The organism is Verrucosispora sp. WMMD703 (genome assembly GCF_049178935.1).
GTDB classification, from domain to species: domain Bacteria; phylum Actinomycetota; class Actinomycetes; order Mycobacteriales; family Micromonosporaceae; genus Micromonospora; species Micromonospora sediminimaris.
This window is the reverse complement of sequence record NZ_JBMHMM010000004.1, coordinates 5,929,890-5,945,474: the sequence shown is the minus strand read 5'-3', so window position 1 is coordinate 5,945,474 and position 15,585 is coordinate 5,929,890. Positions and strand designations below refer to the sequence as shown.

The 15,585-nt window shown below is 71.6% G+C and carries 11 protein-coding genes, 1 pseudogene and 1 riboswitch; of the genes and pseudogenes, 7 read left to right on the top strand and 5 right to left on the bottom strand.

The window, feature by feature from the left end; translation table 11 throughout:
* Window positions 1–2 precede the first annotated feature (2 nt).
* Window positions 3–4,634 (bottom strand): ThuA domain-containing protein, encoded by a 4,632-nt coding sequence (locus ACN26Z_RS27535; RefSeq protein WP_373870651.1) that lies wholly within the window; start codon window positions 4,632–4,634, stop codon window positions 3–5.
* A gap of 396 nt (window positions 4,635–5,030) precedes the next feature.
* Window positions 5,031–5,140: riboswitch (TPP riboswitch) on the top strand.
* Between ACN26Z_RS27535 and thiE the strand changes: the two genes are divergently transcribed.
* The 7 genes and pseudogenes from thiE (at window position 5,135) to thiC (ending at window position 11,224) form a co-directional block, all read left to right on the top strand.
* Window positions 5,135–5,758, top strand: a complete 624-nt coding sequence (gene thiE, locus ACN26Z_RS27530) for a thiamine phosphate synthase (RefSeq protein WP_421464036.1) — start codon at window positions 5,135–5,137, stop codon at window positions 5,756–5,758. Its footprint overlaps the riboswitch before it by 6 nt.
* Window positions 5,755–6,933, top strand: a complete 1,179-nt coding sequence (thiO, locus tag ACN26Z_RS27525; RefSeq protein WP_421464034.1) for a glycine oxidase ThiO — start codon at window positions 5,755–5,757, stop codon at window positions 6,931–6,933. Before thiE ends, thiO begins: the two co-directional genes overlap by 4 nt.
* Entirely contained in the window at window positions 6,924–7,124 is a 201-nt protein-coding gene (gene thiS / locus ACN26Z_RS27520) for a sulfur carrier protein ThiS (RefSeq protein ID WP_093403646.1), read from the top strand. Before thiO ends, thiS begins: the two co-directional genes overlap by 10 nt.
* A 5-nt stretch (window positions 7,125–7,129) precedes the next feature.
* Window positions 7,130–7,915 carry a thiazole synthase gene (locus tag ACN26Z_RS27515; protein WP_093403648.1) on the top strand — a complete coding sequence of 262 codons (786 nt, stop codon included), beginning with the start codon at window positions 7,130–7,132 and terminating at the stop codon, window positions 7,913–7,915.
* Window positions 7,916–7,980: 65 nt separating this feature from the next.
* Window positions 7,981–8,655, top strand: a pseudogene (locus tag ACN26Z_RS27510) (thiamine phosphate synthase); the annotation flags it as partial.
* A 173-nt stretch (window positions 8,656–8,828) separates the two neighbouring features.
* Window positions 8,829–9,617 carry a bifunctional hydroxymethylpyrimidine kinase/phosphomethylpyrimidine kinase gene (gene thiD, locus ACN26Z_RS27505; RefSeq protein WP_093403649.1) on the top strand — a complete coding sequence of 263 codons (789 nt, stop codon included), beginning with the start codon at window positions 8,829–8,831 and terminating at the stop codon, window positions 9,615–9,617.
* A gap of 14 nt (window positions 9,618–9,631) precedes the next feature.
* Entirely contained in the window at window positions 9,632–11,224 is a 1,593-nt protein-coding gene (gene thiC, locus ACN26Z_RS27500; protein ID WP_093403650.1) for a phosphomethylpyrimidine synthase ThiC, read from the top strand.
* Window positions 11,225–11,387: 163 nt separating this feature from the next.
* Here thiC and ACN26Z_RS27495 read toward each other — a convergent pair whose 3' ends face one another.
* The 4 genes from ACN26Z_RS27495 to ACN26Z_RS27480 form a co-directional block, all read right to left on the bottom strand.
* A complete protein-coding gene (locus ACN26Z_RS27495) occupies window positions 11,388–13,238 on the bottom strand; it encodes a hypothetical protein (RefSeq protein ID WP_093403740.1) in 1,851 nt (616 codons plus the stop codon).
* A gap of 78 nt (window positions 13,239–13,316) precedes the next feature.
* The gene (locus ACN26Z_RS27490) at window positions 13,317–13,646 is read right to left on the bottom strand and encodes a cupin (protein ID WP_093403652.1); all 330 of its coding nucleotides are present in this window, start codon (window positions 13,644–13,646) and stop codon (window positions 13,317–13,319) included.
* On the bottom strand, window positions 13,643–14,593 hold the full coding sequence (locus ACN26Z_RS27485) for an LLM class F420-dependent oxidoreductase (protein ID WP_093403742.1): 951 nt from the start codon (window positions 14,591–14,593) through the stop codon (window positions 13,643–13,645). Before ACN26Z_RS27485 ends, ACN26Z_RS27490 begins: the two co-directional genes overlap by 4 nt.
* A gap of 73 nt (window positions 14,594–14,666) precedes the next feature.
* Window positions 14,667–15,476, bottom strand: coding sequence for an ABC transporter ATP-binding protein (locus tag ACN26Z_RS27480; protein WP_093403653.1), 810 nt, complete (start codon window positions 15,474–15,476; stop codon window positions 14,667–14,669).
* Window positions 15,477–15,585 lie beyond the last annotated feature (109 nt).

Here is a 15,585-nt window from a genome sequence, read left to right as displayed (position 1 = left end):
GACTACCCAGGCGTGAGCCGGAAGTAGTCGAACGCGGCCGTCTTCGAGGCGGTCTGGTTGGCGCCGAGAGTGAACAGGCCCACCCTCGGGGTCGTCCCGACCGCGGTGCTCGTCAACGTCCCCACGGTCGTCCAACTCGTGCCGTCGGCCGAGTACGCGGCGGTGAAGGTGTTTCCGCTACGCGCCAGCCGCAGGTGCCAGATTCCCTGGGTCAGGCCGGTCGCCTGCGGCTGCGTACTCTGCACCGCCCCGCCGACCTCGCTGCGGAACTCGATCCGCCGCGAGACCGCCTGACCGGCCGCGTTGTCCGTCACGTAGTCGAACTTGAGGTAGTTGTCGTCGTCGGCGTAGACCAGCAGACCAGCCTGCTGGTACTGCTCGTTGAGCAGACTGCCGTCGACCCGGGTCTGCATGGTCCAGTTCCCGGCCGGGCTGTTCTGGAGGATGAAGTTCGTCGGCCCGGTGTTGCCGGTGCCGTAGATGTCACCGTTCGGCACGTCGATGCGCAACGAGCCGTCGGTCACCCGGTACCGGGTCGAGTCCTCCCGCACCACGGCGTTCCACCGGCACTTCTCCAGGCTGGTGCCGGTGAACTCGTCCGACGGTGCGACGACGCCCGTGGTGGCGTCCGGGGTGATCCGGAACCAGTCGAACTGGGCGTTCACCACCGGCGCGGTGGTGCCGCCGTTGAGGGCGAAGAGACCGATCCGGGGGTTGCTGATCCCGGCCAGCGCGGCGGACCGGCCGACCGCGGTGAAGGTCTGCCCGTCCGTCGAGTAGGCGGCGGTCAGGTTCGTCCCGTCACTTGTCAGTCGCAGATGGATGGTGTCACCGGTGGGCGCCGCGGTGGAGTCCGCGCTCTCGTTGCGCGGGGTGCCGGCGGTCTCCCGGAGGAACTCGACCTTCCGGTTTCCACCGTAGACCAGGTCCAGCTTGGCGTAGTTGTCGTCGTCGCCGTAGATCAGCAGACCGGCCTGCTGGTAGTCGGCCCGGGCCGCCACGGTGACCCGGGTGGTCGCCTGCCAGGCCCCGCTGGGCGCGGGCTGGAGCACCAGGTTCGTGGCGTCGTTGCGGGTGCCGTAGAGGTCACCCGCCGCGGTGGGCAGCCGCAGCGAACCGTCGGCGAGGGAGTACGACTCGGTTCCGCGCACCACGCCGGTCCACCGCTGACGATCAAGGGAGGTGCCGGTGAACTCGTCGGACCGCAGTTGCCCCGGCTCGGCCTGGCAGGGGTTGCCCGCCCCGTCGACCCGGATCGGCACGCTGGCCTGCCCCCGCGCGCCCCGGCTGTCGGTGACCGTCAGGGTGGCGGTGTAGCTGCCCGGCGTGGTGTACGTGTGGGTGGCGCTGAGCGTGTCCGCGCTCTCACCGTCGCCGAAGTCCCAGGCGTACGTCAGGGGGGTGTCCCCGTCCGGATCGGTCGCCGTACCGGTGAAGGCCACGGCCAGTGGCCCGGTCCCGCTGGTCGGGGTGGCCGAGGCGGTGACCGTCGGTGGGGCGTTGCCGCTCACCCCGGGGCCCACGAAGTCCATCCAGTTGACGTTGAACAGGGTGCCGGAGCCGCCGTTCGGGTCCCGGGCGACGAAGTACAACGCGCCCTCCGCGGCGGCGCCGTTGGGTATCTGCGCGGTGATGTCGGTGTACGTCTGCCATGCTCCGGTACCGGTCACGTTGGCGGTGGTGATCAGTGGTCCGTCCGCGGCTCCGGCGCGTACCTCGATCCGGCCGCCGGAGGTGGCCGAGGCGACCCGGAACTGGATCGAGGTGACGCCGGTCAGGCTGGCCGGACTCACCGACCACCAGTCGCCGTCCTCGATGAATCCGATGTTCTGCCCACCGCCGGCGGTGTCACCTGTGGTCTCCCGCTCCACCCCGGCGGTGCCGCCCCCGGTGGCGCCCGTCACCCGCCCGGTGGCGGAGTAGTACTCGGCCTCCTTGCGTTTCGGCTGAAGGACCACGAGCGCCCGGCCGGTCTGCGGCTCGGCCCCGTCGGACCCGCCCTGGTCGGTGTAGGTCGCCTCCAGCACGGTGAAGACGTTCGCCTCCGCCCCGTGGCCGTCGGCGAGCTGTGTCTGCACCGTGCCGGTGCAGCCGGTGTGCCGCTCCAGCGGGTGGGCGTGCTCGTCGTGGCCGAGCAGGACCTGGAGTTCGACCTCGTCGCAGTCGATCGTCCCGTCCTCCGGGTCGGTGACCTTGACGGTGTAGGCGACCTGGTCACCCCAGGCGAAGAAACCACCGTCCGGCGGGAACTCGATGGTCACGGTCGGTGCCGTGTTGCCGACGGTGATCGGCACGTTCGCCACCGCGCTCCGTCCCGCCGGGTTGGTCACCCGCAGCTGCGCCGTGTAACTCCCGGACTGGGCGTACGTGTGGGTCGGGTTGGCCTGGGTGGAGGTGCCGCCGTCGCCGAACGTCCAGGCGTAGGTGAGCGCTCCGCCGTCGGGGTCGCGCGAGCCGGCGCTGGAGAAGGTGACGGCGAGCGGTGGCGCTCCGGAGGTGGGGTTCGCCGAGGCGACCGCGATCGGGGCGCGGGCACCGGCCGTGTAGTCGATCCGGTAGACGCCGGAGTTGTCGTTGTTGCCGCCGAAGCCGCTGCCCCACTCGATCAGGTACAGCGCGCCGTCGGGGCCGAACTCGAAGTCCATCGGCCGGACGAAGGTCATCTGGTCGAGGATCCGGTTGATGTCGACAAGGGACTTGCCGTCCCGGCTGACCTGCATGGTGTACATCCGCGACTGGTTCCACTCGCCGAACATGGCCTTGCCGTCGAAGTACGCCGGCCACTGGCGGCGGGACGAGATGTTCGGGTCGTACCGGTAGACCGGTCCGGCCATGGGCGCTCCACCGCCGCCGATCTCCGGGTACCGGGAGTCACCGCCGTAGCCGTAGTCGACGGTGGCCGGGATGGCCGCCGGCAGGTTGGTCAGGCCGGTGTTGTTCGGGGAGTTGTTCACCGGCGCGGCGCAGTTGAACTTCGATCCGCTCGGGCCGGACGGGAACTGGTAGTCGTTGTACGCCTGATTCGACCCGTGGCAGTACGGCCAGCCGAAGTTGCCGGGCCGGTCGACGATGTTCCACTCCACCAGTCCCGCCGGGCCCCGGTTCGGGTTGCTGGTGGTGGCGTCCGGGCCGTAGTCGGCGACGTAGAGCACGTCGGTGACCGGGTCGATGCCGATCCGGAACGGGTTGCGCAGACCCATCGCGTAGATCTCCGGCCGGGTCCGCGCGGTGCCCGGGGCGAACAGGTTGCCGGCCGGAATGGTGTACGTCCCGTCGGCCTGCGGCCGGATCCGGAGCACCTTTCCACGCAGGTCGTTTGTGTTTCCGGCGGTGCGCTGCGAGTCGTAGTCAGACCGGCCGGAGCGCTCGTCCAACGGGCTGTAGCCACCGGACTCGAAGGGGTTGGTGTTGTCCCCGGTGGCCAGGTACAGGTTGCCGGCCGAGTCGAAGGTCATCGTCCCGCCCATGTGGCAGCAGGTGTTGCGCTGCGTGGGCACCTCCAGGACGACCCGCTCGCTCGACGGGTTGATCGTGTCTCCGGTGACTGTGAACCGGGACAGGTGGTTGCGGGAGCCACCCGCGCTCGGGGCGTAGTAGAGCCAGACCCACCCGTTGCTGGCGAAGTTGGGGTCGAGCCGGATGCCCAGCAGGCCGTCCTCGTTGCCGGCGAAGACGCTCAGCCGCAGCGCGGTGACCGTCTGGCCGGTGTCCGGCTTGATGATCTGCACCCGGCCGTCGCGCTCGATGTAGAAGACCCGCCCGTCGGGGGCGATGTCCAGCTCCATCGGGTTGCTGGTGTTGCTGTCCAGGGTCACCTTCTCGAAGCTGGCGGCCCGGCCGGCACCGCAGTCGGCGTGCACCACCCCGGCAGCGGTCTGGATACCACCGAGCAGGTGTTGCCGGAACTCGGCGTTGGCGAAGGAATCCTGGGTGTGCCCGCCACCTGTGTACCAGGACCGGCCACCGTCGAAGTTCTGGCACCAGGCGATCGGGTGGTCGTGCCCCATCGCTCCGCTGCCCGGGCTGTAGCTGCGCTCGTCGAGCGAGGCCAGCACCTGCACCTGACGGGCGCGGGGGTTGGTGCGGAAGTTGTACCACTCGTCGTAACGGGACCACCGCTCCGGCAGGTGCCGGGTCGACTCGTGGGTGGTGTCCTCGACCTTCACCGTCGCCGTCTGGTTGGCCGGGTGGTTGTTGAAGTAGGCACCGACCAGTTGGCCGTACCAGGCCCAGTCGTACTCGGTGTCCGACGCGGCGTGCACGCCGACGTATCCGCCACCGGCGCGGATGTAGCGCTCGAAGGCCGCCTGCTGGCTGGCGTTGAGCACGTCACCGGTTGTCGACAACCAGATGACCGCCTGGAACCTGGCGAGGTTGGTGTCGGTGAAGGCGGCGCTGTCCTCGGTGGTGGTGACGGTGAACCCGTTCGCCGTGCCGAGTTGCTGGATCGCGCTGATGCCGGCCGGGATCGAGTCGTGTCGGAATCCGGCGGTCTTGGAGAAGACCAGGACGGAGAACGGCTCCACCGCCGCCGCGGCGACCGGAACGGTGGGGCGGGCGGCCTGAGCGGCGGCGGGGCCGGTGATCGGGGCCGGTGCGGCGGCCAGGATGAGTGCAAGGGCGAGTAACGCCATGGTGACTGCGGCGAGCGGGGCTCGGCGCCGACTGAGTCGGGGCACGAAGATCTCCTCTGTCCGTGGGACGGTTCGGAGTGGACGGCGGTGGTCACTCCCGTCGGTCCGACCGCCCATACCTGACGAGCGAGGTCTGGGTGCCGACTCAGCCGATCCGATCACTCAATTTGCGTTAGTGAATCTAGTTTCGAGCAAGGTGGAGCCTTGTAACGTTTTGGTAACGGGGCCATTCCTATTGGTGTGAGTCACTGCATATCCGGCCTTTTTCCGGCCGCCGTGCTGCCGCGAGTCCGTTCAGCAGGCCGTGGCGGAGTCGGCATGACCGGGTGGCCCGCGCCGCCACCGGCGGCGCGGGACGGGCTTGGCGGAGCCGGCGAAACGACGTACGGTGACACCCAACGAACCCACGGGAGCCCGGTGTACCGGGCTGAGAGGGGGGCTGTGAGCCCCCGACCGTCGAACCTGATCCGGGTAATGCCGGCGCAGGGAGGAGTGTTGCCGTGCCGTCCCTGGGACGACTGCATCTGATCACCGACACCCGCGCCGGGCGGGATCCGCTCGCCGTGCTCCGTGCCGTGCTTCCGGTGGCCCACACCCAGCTGGTGGTGCAGGTCCGCGTGGAGGACAGCGCGACCGACCGGCAGGCGTACGAGCTGACCCGGCAGGTGTTGGCCCTCGGTGCGCCGTACGGAGTGCCCTGCCTGGTCAACGACCGACTGCACGTGGCACTGGCCACCGGCGCCGCCGGCGGCCACGTCGGTGCCGACGACCTGCCCGTGGCGGCGGCCCGGGAGGTGCTCGGACCGGCGGCGGTGCTGGGCGCCACCGCGCGGGAACCGGCAACCGCGCTCGCGGCGGTAACCGCCGGGGCGAGCTACCTGGGGGTGGGGCCGTGCCGCGCCACCGCCACCAAGGACGGGCTGCCACCGCCGATCGGTGTGGCAGGTGTCCGGGCGGTGGTCGAGGCGGTCGAGGTGCCGGTGATCGCCATCGGTGGGGTGACGGCGGCGGACGTGCCCGAGTTGCGGGCCGCCGGCGCGTACGGGGTGGCGGTGGTCGGTGCGCTCTCCGGAGCCGCCGATCCCGCCCGCGCCGCCGCCGAGCTGGTTCGGGCGCTGACATGACCGGCCGCCCCGCCACCACCAACGTGGTGTCGCAGCGCCGGCCCGATGTGGCCGTCGTGGGGGGCGGGCCGATCGGGTGGGCGGTCGCCTGGCGGTGCGCGGCGCGCGGGTTGCGCGTGGTCGTGCACGATCCGGCACCCGGGTCGGGCGCCTCGCACGTGGCTGCCGGCATGCTGGCACCGGTCGCCGAGGCGTACTTCGGCGAGCGGGAGCTGACCGCCCTGCTTACCGAGTCGGCCGGCCGCTGGCCCGGGTTCGCCGCCGAACTGACCGAGGTGACCGGCGCCGACATCGGCTACCGGACCGAGGGCACCCTGATGGTCGGGCTGACCGTCGACGACCTCGCCGAGGCACGTCGGCTCTGGGCGTACCAGCAGGAGCTGGGGTTGCCGGTGACGCCGCTGCGCCCGTCGCCGCTGCGCGATCGCGAGCCGGCGCTGGCGCCCCGGGTGCGCGGCGGCGCGCTCGCCGCCACCGACCATCAGGTCGACCCGCGCCGGCTGGTACCGGCGCTGCGGCTGGCGGCGGAGCGGGCGGGAGCGGTGCTGGTCGCCGAGCCGGTGCGCCGGCTGTCCGACGTCACGGCCGGCGCGACGGTGGTCGCCGCCGGCTGCGGCAGCGCGGCCCTGACCGGCCTGCCGGTCCGTCCGGTCAAGGGACAGGTGCTGCGGCTGCGCGCGCCGGATGGCGGGCCGCCAGGCTTTCGGCACGTGATCCGGGGGTACGCCGATGGCGAGCACGTCTACCTGGTGCCGCGCGACAGCGGTGAGGTGGTCGTCGGCGCGACCGTCGAGGAGCGCTCCGACCTGGACGTCTCCGCCGGAGCGGTGCTGCGGCTGCTGCGGGCCGCCGTCGATCTGCTGCCCGAGATCGCCGAGTACGACCTGGTGGAGACGCTGGCGGGGCTGCGCCCCGGCACACCGGACAATGCGCCGATCCTGGGCCCGTTGCCGGGGCACCCGGACGTCCTGGTCGCCACCGGCCACCACCGGCACGGGATCGTGCTGACCCCGGTCACCGCCGACCTGATCACCGATCTGGTCACCGGGGAGGGCAACTCCGACACACTGCTGGCGCCCTTCCGGCCGGACCGGTTCGCCGACCCGCCCGGCGTCGTGGGCGCACCGGTCGCTGGCGCTTTCCCGCACTCGACGGAGGAGAACTCGTGGAACTGACGGTGAACGGTGCCGGGCGCAGCCTGCCGGACGGACTGACCGTGGCCGACCTGGTCCGCGACATCACCGGCCAACAGCGCGGTGTCGCGGTGGCGGTCAACGGTGAGGTGGTGCCGCGTACCGGTTGGCCGGCGACGGTGCTGCGCGGCGGCGACCGGGTCGAGGTGCTCAGCGCCGCCCAGGGCGGGTGAGTCGGATGGACAGCGAATCGAGCGCCTTCGAGCTGGGCGGTGTCCGGTTCAACTCCCGGCTGATCCTCGGTACCGGCGGCGCGGCCAACCTGCACGTGCTTGAGCAGGCGATCCGGGCGTCCGGCACCGAGCTGGTCACCCTGGCGCTGCGCCGGGTCGAAACGGTGCCCGGCGGCTCGGGCGGTCTGCTGGACCTGCTCGACCGGTGTGGGGTGCGGCTGTTGCCCAACACCGCCGGCTGCTACACGGCGGGCGAGGCGGTGAAGGTGGCCCGGCTGGCCCGGGACGCGTTCGAGACCGACTGGGTCAAGCTGGAGGTGATCGGCGACGAGCGGACGCTGCTGCCCGACGGGGTGGAGTTGCTGCGCGCCGCCGAGGAACTGGTCGACGACGGGTTCACCGTGCTGCCGTACACCTCCGACGACCCGGTGCTGGCACGGCGGCTGGCCGACGTCGGTTGCGCGGCGGTGATGCCGGCCGGCGCGCCGATCGGCTCCGGCCTGGGGATCAACAATCCGCATCACATCCGGCTCATCCGGCAGGACGTGAGCGTGCCGGTGATCCTGGACGCGGGGATCGGCACCGCCTCCGACGCGGCGCTCGCCATGGAGCTGGGCTGTGACGCGGTGCTGCTGGCCAGCGCGGTGACCCGGGCCGCCGACCCGGTGGCGATGGCCACCGCGATGCGGTACGCGATCGCCGCCGGCCGCCTCGCCCACGCCGCCGGTCGCATCCCCCGCCGCTTCCACGCCCTGCCCTCCACCCAAGACGAAGGCCGCCCCCACCTGTGACCGCACAAGCTGATCTCGTGAATCTTGGCCTGGGAGCGCCCCTACAGGGGCCGGTTCGTACCAAGATCCAAGTGCCCTCGGGGGTCGTGCTGCTGACGGATCGGCGGGTGGCGCGGGGTGGGCTGGTTCGGGTGGTGGCGGCGGCCGTGGCCGGGGGAGTGGGCTGGGTGGTGCTGCGGGAGAGGGATCTGCCGCGCGTCGAACGCCTCGCCCTCGCCGTCGAGCTGCGGTCGATCCTGACCGAGGTCGGCGGAACTCTCCTCGTCGCCGGCCCCGACCCGCTGCTGGGCGACAAGCCGGGCCGGCCGGCCAGCGCCGAGAAAGCCGGCTCCCGCACCTGGGCCGGCGCCACCGGCACCGGCAGCTCCCTGACCGCGCTGCATCTGTCGGCGGCCGGGCCGTATCCACCGCCCCCCGCCGACCTGGTCGGCCGCTCCTGCCATGACCCGGCGGAACTGCGCCGGCTCACCACCGAGGACTACGTGACCCTCTCGCCGGTCTTCCCCACCCGCACCAAGCCTGGCTACGGCCCGCCCCTGCTCGCCGCAGGGCTGGCCGAGCTGATCCGGCTGAGCCCGGTGCCCGCGCTGGCCCTCGGCGGCATCGAAACCCCCGACCAGGTACACGCCTGCGTCCAGGCCGGAGCCACCGGAGTGGCAGTCCTCGGCGCCATCATGCGCGCCAACGACCCACAGCAGACAGCAAGCACCCTGACCGCCGCCTTCCACGCCACGACCGCTCCGGAACCCGCCAAGAATCCGCCAAGCTGGCACGTTCCGGCGGGCGATGACCACGACGGGGCTGCGGCCGACCGTGCCCACGCAGGGATCAAGCCTGACCGCCCGGAGTGGGCACGGTCGGCCGCAGCCCCCAACCGCAACCACAAGACAACCCCAGACCAAGAGGAACTGCCGTGACCCCAACCACCGTGCTGACCGTCGCCGGTTCCGACTCCGGTGGCGGCGCCGGCATCCAGGCCGACCTGAAGGTCTTCGCCGCGCTCGGCGCGTACGGCACGAGCGTGCTGACGGCGGTCACCGCGCAGAACACCCGGGGCGTGGACGCGGTGCTGCCGCTGCCCCCGCGACTGGTCACCGATCAGCTGGACAGCGTGCTGTCGGACTTCGCGGTACGGGCGGTCAAGACCGGGATGCTGGGCACCCCGGCCGTGGCGGCCGCGATCGCCGACGCGGCGGCGGCCGACCGGCTACCGCAACTGGTCGTCGACCCGGTGCTGGTGGCCACCAGCGGACACCAGCTCGGCGTGGTGGAGGCGGTGGAGCGGTTGCTGCCGTACGCCCGGGTGGCCACACCGAACAGCGCGGAGGCCGCCGCCCTCACCGGGGCGGCCGTGACCGACGTGGCGGAGATGACCACGGCGGCGCGGGCCCTGGCGGCCGGCGGACCGGAGTGGGTGATCGTGACCGGCGGCGACGTGGACGCCGGTGCGGAGGCGGTGGACGTGCTGCACGGCCCGGATGGGACGACGGTGCTGCGTGCCCCGCGGGTGCCGACCCGGCACACCCACGGCACCGGTTGCTCGTTCTCGGCGGCCGTGACGGTGCGGCTGGCGCTGGGCGATCCGGTGCCGGTGGCGGTCCGGGCGGCCAAGGAGTACGTGACCCGGGCGCTGACCGGCGCGCGGGACTGGGAGCTGGGCGCGGGCCGTGGACCGATGGACCACTTCGGCTGGTCCGCCTGATCAGGGAGGCTGTCATGCAGGCACGTCGCAAGGTGTACGTCGAGGGATCACGGCCGGACGTCCGGGTGCCGTTCGCGGAGGTGGAGCTGACCGGGGACAACCCGCCGGTACGGCTCTACGACACCTCCGGACCGGGCTCGGATCCAGAGGTCGGGCTGTCGCCGTTGCGGGGACCATGGATCGCCGAGCGGGCCGACGTGGCACCGGTACGCGGTGCCGGAACCCCACTGGCCGGCTCGGACGGCAAGCGGCCGACGCAGCTCGCATATGCCCGTGCCGGTGTCGTCACGCCGGAAATGGAGTTCGTGGCGATCCGCGAGGGGCTGGCGCCGGAATTCGTCCGGGACGAGATCGCGGCCGGGCGGGCCGTGCTGCCGCTCAACGTCAACCACCCGGAGTGTGAGCCGGCGATCATCGGCAAGGCGTTCCTGGTCAAGGTCAACGCGAACATCGGCACCTCGGCGGTGTCCTCGTCGGTGGCCGAGGAGGTGGAGAAGCTGACCTGGGCCACCCGATGGGGTGCGGACACGGTGATGGACCTGTCCACCGGCAAGCGGATCCACGAGACGCGCGAGGCCATCGTGCGTAACTCGCCGGTGCCGATCGGCACGGTGCCCATCTACCAGGCGCTGGAGAAGGTCGGCGGTGATCCGGTGAAGCTGAGCTGGGAGGTGTTCCGGGACACCGTGATTGAGCAGGCTGAGCAGGGTGTGGACTACATGACGGTGCACGCCGGGGTGCTGCTGCCGTACGTCCCGCTGGCGGTGGACCGGGTGACCGGCATCGTGTCGCGCGGTGGCTCGATCATGGCGGCCTGGTGCCTGGCGCACCACGAGGAGAACTTTCTCTACACCAACTTCCGGGAGCTGTGCGAGATCCTGGCCCGCTACGACGTGACGTTCTCCCTCGGTGACGGCCTGCGGCCCGGGTCGATCGCGGACGCCAACGACGAGGCACAGTTCGCTGAGCTGCGTACCCTCGGCGAGCTGACGAAGATCGCCTGGGAGTACGACGTGCAGGTGATGATCGAGGGTCCGGGGCACGTGCCGATGCACAAGATCAAGGAGAACGTCGATCTTCAGCAGGAGTGGTGCCACGAGGCACCCTTCTACACGCTCGGTCCGCTGACCACCGACATCGCGCCCGCGTACGACCACATCACCTCGGCCATCGGGGCGGCGATGATCGGCATGTTCGGCACCGCGATGCTCTGTTACGTCACGCCGAAGGAACACCTCGGACTGCCCGACCGGGATGACGTGAAGGCCGGGGTGATCGCGTACAAGATCGCGGCGCACGCGGCCGACCTGGCGAAGGGACATCCGGGAGCGCAGGCCTGGGACGACGCGTTGTCGAAGGCGCGGTTCGAGTTCCGCTGGGAGGACCAGTTCAACCTCTCGCTGGACCCGGAGACCGCGCGGTCTTACCACGACGCGACGCTGCCCGCCGAGCCGGCGAAGACCGCACACTTCTGCTCGATGTGCGGGCCGAAGTTCTGCTCCATGAAGATCACCCAGGATCTCAAGGAGTACGCGGCCCGCGGCATGCAGGACAAGTCCGACGAGTTTGTCGCCTCCGGCGGACGGGTCTACCTGCCACTGGCCTGACCGGTCGGGGCGGAGAGCGGGTAAGACTTCAGCGCCTCATGTCGGTGTGACGCGATCATGTCACTCAGACATGGGGCGCTGAAGTCTTACCGCCCCGGCAGGCACCCACGGTGAACGAGCGGTGAGCGGTGGGGTCGACGGCCGCTGGGGTGCGGGCGGGTGCTCAGTGTCGGTGATGCCGCCCGGTCGACCGCAGGGAGCGGCGTGGTCCCTTCGGCGGGTTGGACTCGTCGTCGTCATGTGGCCGGCTGAGCCCGGCGACCCAGTCGACGTACTCCTCATCCTGCGCCGGCAGCGGTTCGTCCTGCTCGGTCGCGGCATTCTCCGCGGACCGGGACCGGCCGCGTCGGAACAGCCCACGCCGGGTCTTCTCCGCTTCGCCGTCGGGCTGGACGTCCTCGGCCCGGACGGCGGGCGGCTTCGTGAAGGCGGCCGTGAGGTCACGGGCGGTGGCCGCCGTCTCGATGGAGACCTCCGGGGTCTCCGGGAGAGCCGCGGTGAGGCCGGATGATTCGGGTGCGGCGGGCTCGGCCGGCGCGCGACCGAGGTCGGGCAGCGCGAGCCGTTGCCGAGGCCGCGGTGCCACCTCGGGCGGTGCCTCCGCCGCCGAGCGGTCTCCGGCATCGTCCGCTGGGGCCTCGGTCTCCATGGTGGTCGGTGCCGCCCGGGGCAGGTCGCTGCCATCGCCCACCGGCGCCGGATCGGTCGCCGCCTCGGGCTCCGGGGTGGTGACCGCGTGCTCGGCATCGTCGCCATCCGGAGCGCTGTCCTGGGGCGCTTCGGTGTCGGTGCCTTCCGAGTCGGCTGCTGGCGCGGCCGCCGGTGGTGCGGTGACGGCGACGGCCTGCTCGGGGGTTACCGCATCGCCGGCGGTCGGCGTGGCCGCGGCGGCGGGCGGGTCGGTGTGCGCGATCGGCCAGTGCCAGTGCGGCGGTGAGCCGTCGGCAGCGGCGCGGGAACCGTCGTCGGGGCGGGTACCGCCGGTCGACCGGTCGGTCTCGGTGCCGTCGTCGATAACGACGACCTGGCCCGCCGAGGTGGCCGCCGCGTCGGCCGAGGACGTGGCCGACGCGGGTAGCGCGGGGGTCGCCGGCAACGGTTGGAGGATGGCGGTCGGCTCGATGGCGGTCCCGCTGGTGGGCGCGGCCCGGTGGGCGAGCCCGCCGGTGAGCGGCCAGGGCAGCAGGGCTGCCGCTGCCGAACCGAGCGCGCCGACCAACACCGCGATCAGCGCCGCATAGTAGGGGGTCAACTGGTACCGGTCACTCGTGTCACCCGGGCCGGCGGCCAGGTAGGCGAAGGCCACCAGTACCGGGCCGGCGATCCCACTGGGCCCACTGACAAGTGGAGGATGCCCCCGCCACCGGGCCGCCGCCGCGGTCGCCGCGCCAGCCAGCAGGGTCACCATCGGCAGGATCAGCAGCGCCAACTGCTGCGCGGTGCCGGCGGCGAGCCAGGCCGGCTCCAGCACGCCGAGGCGCACCGGGGTCAGCGTGCCGCTCGCCCCCAGCGACGGCAGCACGGACAGCAACGCCAGTAGCCAGACCGCTGCGGCCACCGCCGCCATGTTCCAGGCGAAGGGCGGCCGGACCAGCACGGCCAGCGCGGCACCGGCGCCGACCACCGCGCCGAGCCCGGCACAGATCGCCACGGCCCAGACCGGATCGACCGAGATGAGTTCGGCGCTGCGGGCCGGCTGCATGCACAGCGGTGCCACGACCGTGGCGCCGAGAGCGGCGCTGCCCGCCACGGCCAGTTGCCGCGGGGTGCCGGTGAGTTGCCCGCCGTGCCGGGCCAGCCGCTCGGTGAGCACGGCACCGATCACGGCGGCGTTCGTGGCGAACCAGCCGGCCCAGACGAGTTGGGCCGGCCACTGGTTGATGCTCGCGCCGGTGAAGCTTCCGGTGAGCCGCACGATGCCGAAGCCGAAGGCGAGACCGAGCTGACCGGCACCGGCCAGCAGGCTGAGGCCGAAGGCGGTGAACAGTAGTCGGCTCGATGTCCGATGGGCCATGACCGGCACGTTACGGTCCGTTTCCACCAATCGCCACCGGCACGCCGTGGACGGACGTATGACCTGCTCGCGGCGGGTCTACTTGAGCTCGACCAGCCGGGCCAGGTATGTCGTGTCGCCGACGTTCGTGAGCATGTGCACGGCTCCCGGATCGCGATAGACCACCCCGCCGGTCGGTTCGTCGGCGTCGATCCGCACACCGTCGACCGTCTGCACGAGGTTCTTCGCGCCCTGGACGGCCACCACGAGATAGGGGTGGTCGTGCCGGTGCAGCGGCTGGCGCTCACCGGGCTCCAGCCGGATGTGCCAGACCCGGACCCGGTCGTTCTCGAAGACGATCTCCTGTCCGACCGGGCCGAGCACAGGCTCGGAGCCGGACGTGGCAACCTCGGGTGGCGTCTCGGTCATCGGATTCCGTCCAGTCGGGGGAGCACCTCGGCGGCGATCAGTTCCAGGTGGTCCAGGTCGCTGAGGTCGATCAGGCGTAGATGCACCCGGGTGGTGCCGATCGCTGCGAACTCGCCGATCCGGTCGATGAGTTGCTGCGGTGAGCCGACCACCGGATCCTCGGGTGGTAGAGCGCTCTTGACGTGCAGCGGCGCCGCTCGCCGGCGGGCCTCGCTGTCGGTACGCCCAATCGCCACCACGATGCCGGCGGAGAGCGTCAACGGCCGACGTCCGGTGCCGGGGCGATCGACCCGTTGACTCGCCTCCTGGACCCGCTCGTACGCCTCACGGGCCTGTTCGACGCTGGTGAAGGGGACGTTGAACTCGTCGGCGTACCGGGCGGCAAGCTCCGGGGTGCGCTTGGGGCCCCGCCCACCGACGATCACCGGAGGGCCGGGGGTCTGCACCGGTTTGGGCAGAGCCGGCGATTCGGTGAGCCGGTAGTGGTCGCCGACGTAGCTGAAGGTCCCGCCGGACGGGGTGCGCCAGAGGCCGGTGATCACTTCGAGCTGTTCGGCGAGGCGGTCGAAGCGTTCACTGGTGCTGGGGAACGGGATGCCGTACGAGACATGCTCCCGGGCGTACCAGCCGGCACCGATGCCGAGCTCGACCCGCCCGCCACTCATCTGGTCGACCTGGGCCACCATCACGGCCAGCGGGCCGGGTAGCCGGAACGTCGCGGAGGTGACCAGGGTGCCCAGCCGGATCCGGCTGGTTTCCCGAGCGAGCGCCGCCAGGGTCAGCCAGGCGTCGGTCGGGCCGGGTAGCGCCGGTTCGTCGCCCATGGCCTGGTAGTGGTCGGCTCGGAGGAAGGCGTCGAAGCCGCCCTGCTCGGCGAGCCGGGCGAAGCGGAGCTGGTCGTCGTAGGTGGCACCCCGGTGCGGCTCCGTGAAGACGGCCACCCGCATGCTCATCCCGCCACCTCGCTGCGCTCGGCGGCGCGATGAGGCACCATCGCACCGAGCCGAATGATTCGCTCGCTCATCGCGTCACCTCGCTGGGCTCGCTCATCGTCTCCGTGCCAGCTCCCGCCGGCTGGTCGCGTTCCATCAGCAGCTCGTGCAGGTCGGCACTGACCTGGGCGACTTCGGTCAGGTGCGCGTTGCGGCCCAGGGTGCGAGGGCGGGGAATGGTCACCTCGACGACCTTGCGGACGCGGCCGGGGCGCGGGCTGAGCACCACCACCCGGTCGGCGAGCAGCACCGCCTCGTCGATGGAGTGGGTGACGAAGACGACCGTCGCGCCGCTGCGCATGTGCACCCGCTGGAGTTCGCCGGCGAGTTCCTCGCGGGTGAGCGCGTCGAGCGCGGAGAAGGGTTCGTCCATCAGCATGACCCGGGGGTCGCCGATCAGAGACCGGCACAGCGAGACCCGCTGCTGCATGCCACCGGACAGTTCGTGCGGCAGCCGCTTCTCGAAGCCGGAGAGCCCGGCCACGTCGAGCAGGGCACGGGCCCGGTCACGGTGCGCGGCCCGCTTCCAGCCGAAGACCTCCACCGGCAGCAGGACGTTGTCCAGCACGGTGCGCCAGGGCAGCAGGGCCGGCCGCTGGAACAGCATGGCGATGTCCCGGCGCGGTCCGGTGACCGGCCTGCCGTCCACGGTGACCTCGCCGGAGGTGACCGGGATCAGACCGGAGATCAGCCGCAGCAGGGTGGACTTGCCGCACCCGGAGCGGCCGAGCACAGCGACGAACTCACCCTCGGCGACGTCGAGGTTGATGCCCCGCAACGCCTCGACCCGACCGGCGCGGCCGTCGAAGGTGCGGGACACCTCGGAGATTCGGATCATCGCCGACGGGCCTCCCCTGAGTGGATAGTCAGGAACTGGCAAAGGCTATCGGCCCCGGTCCTGTATCGCACCGTCCGGGGTGGACATCACTTTGTATCCGTTCCGCAAC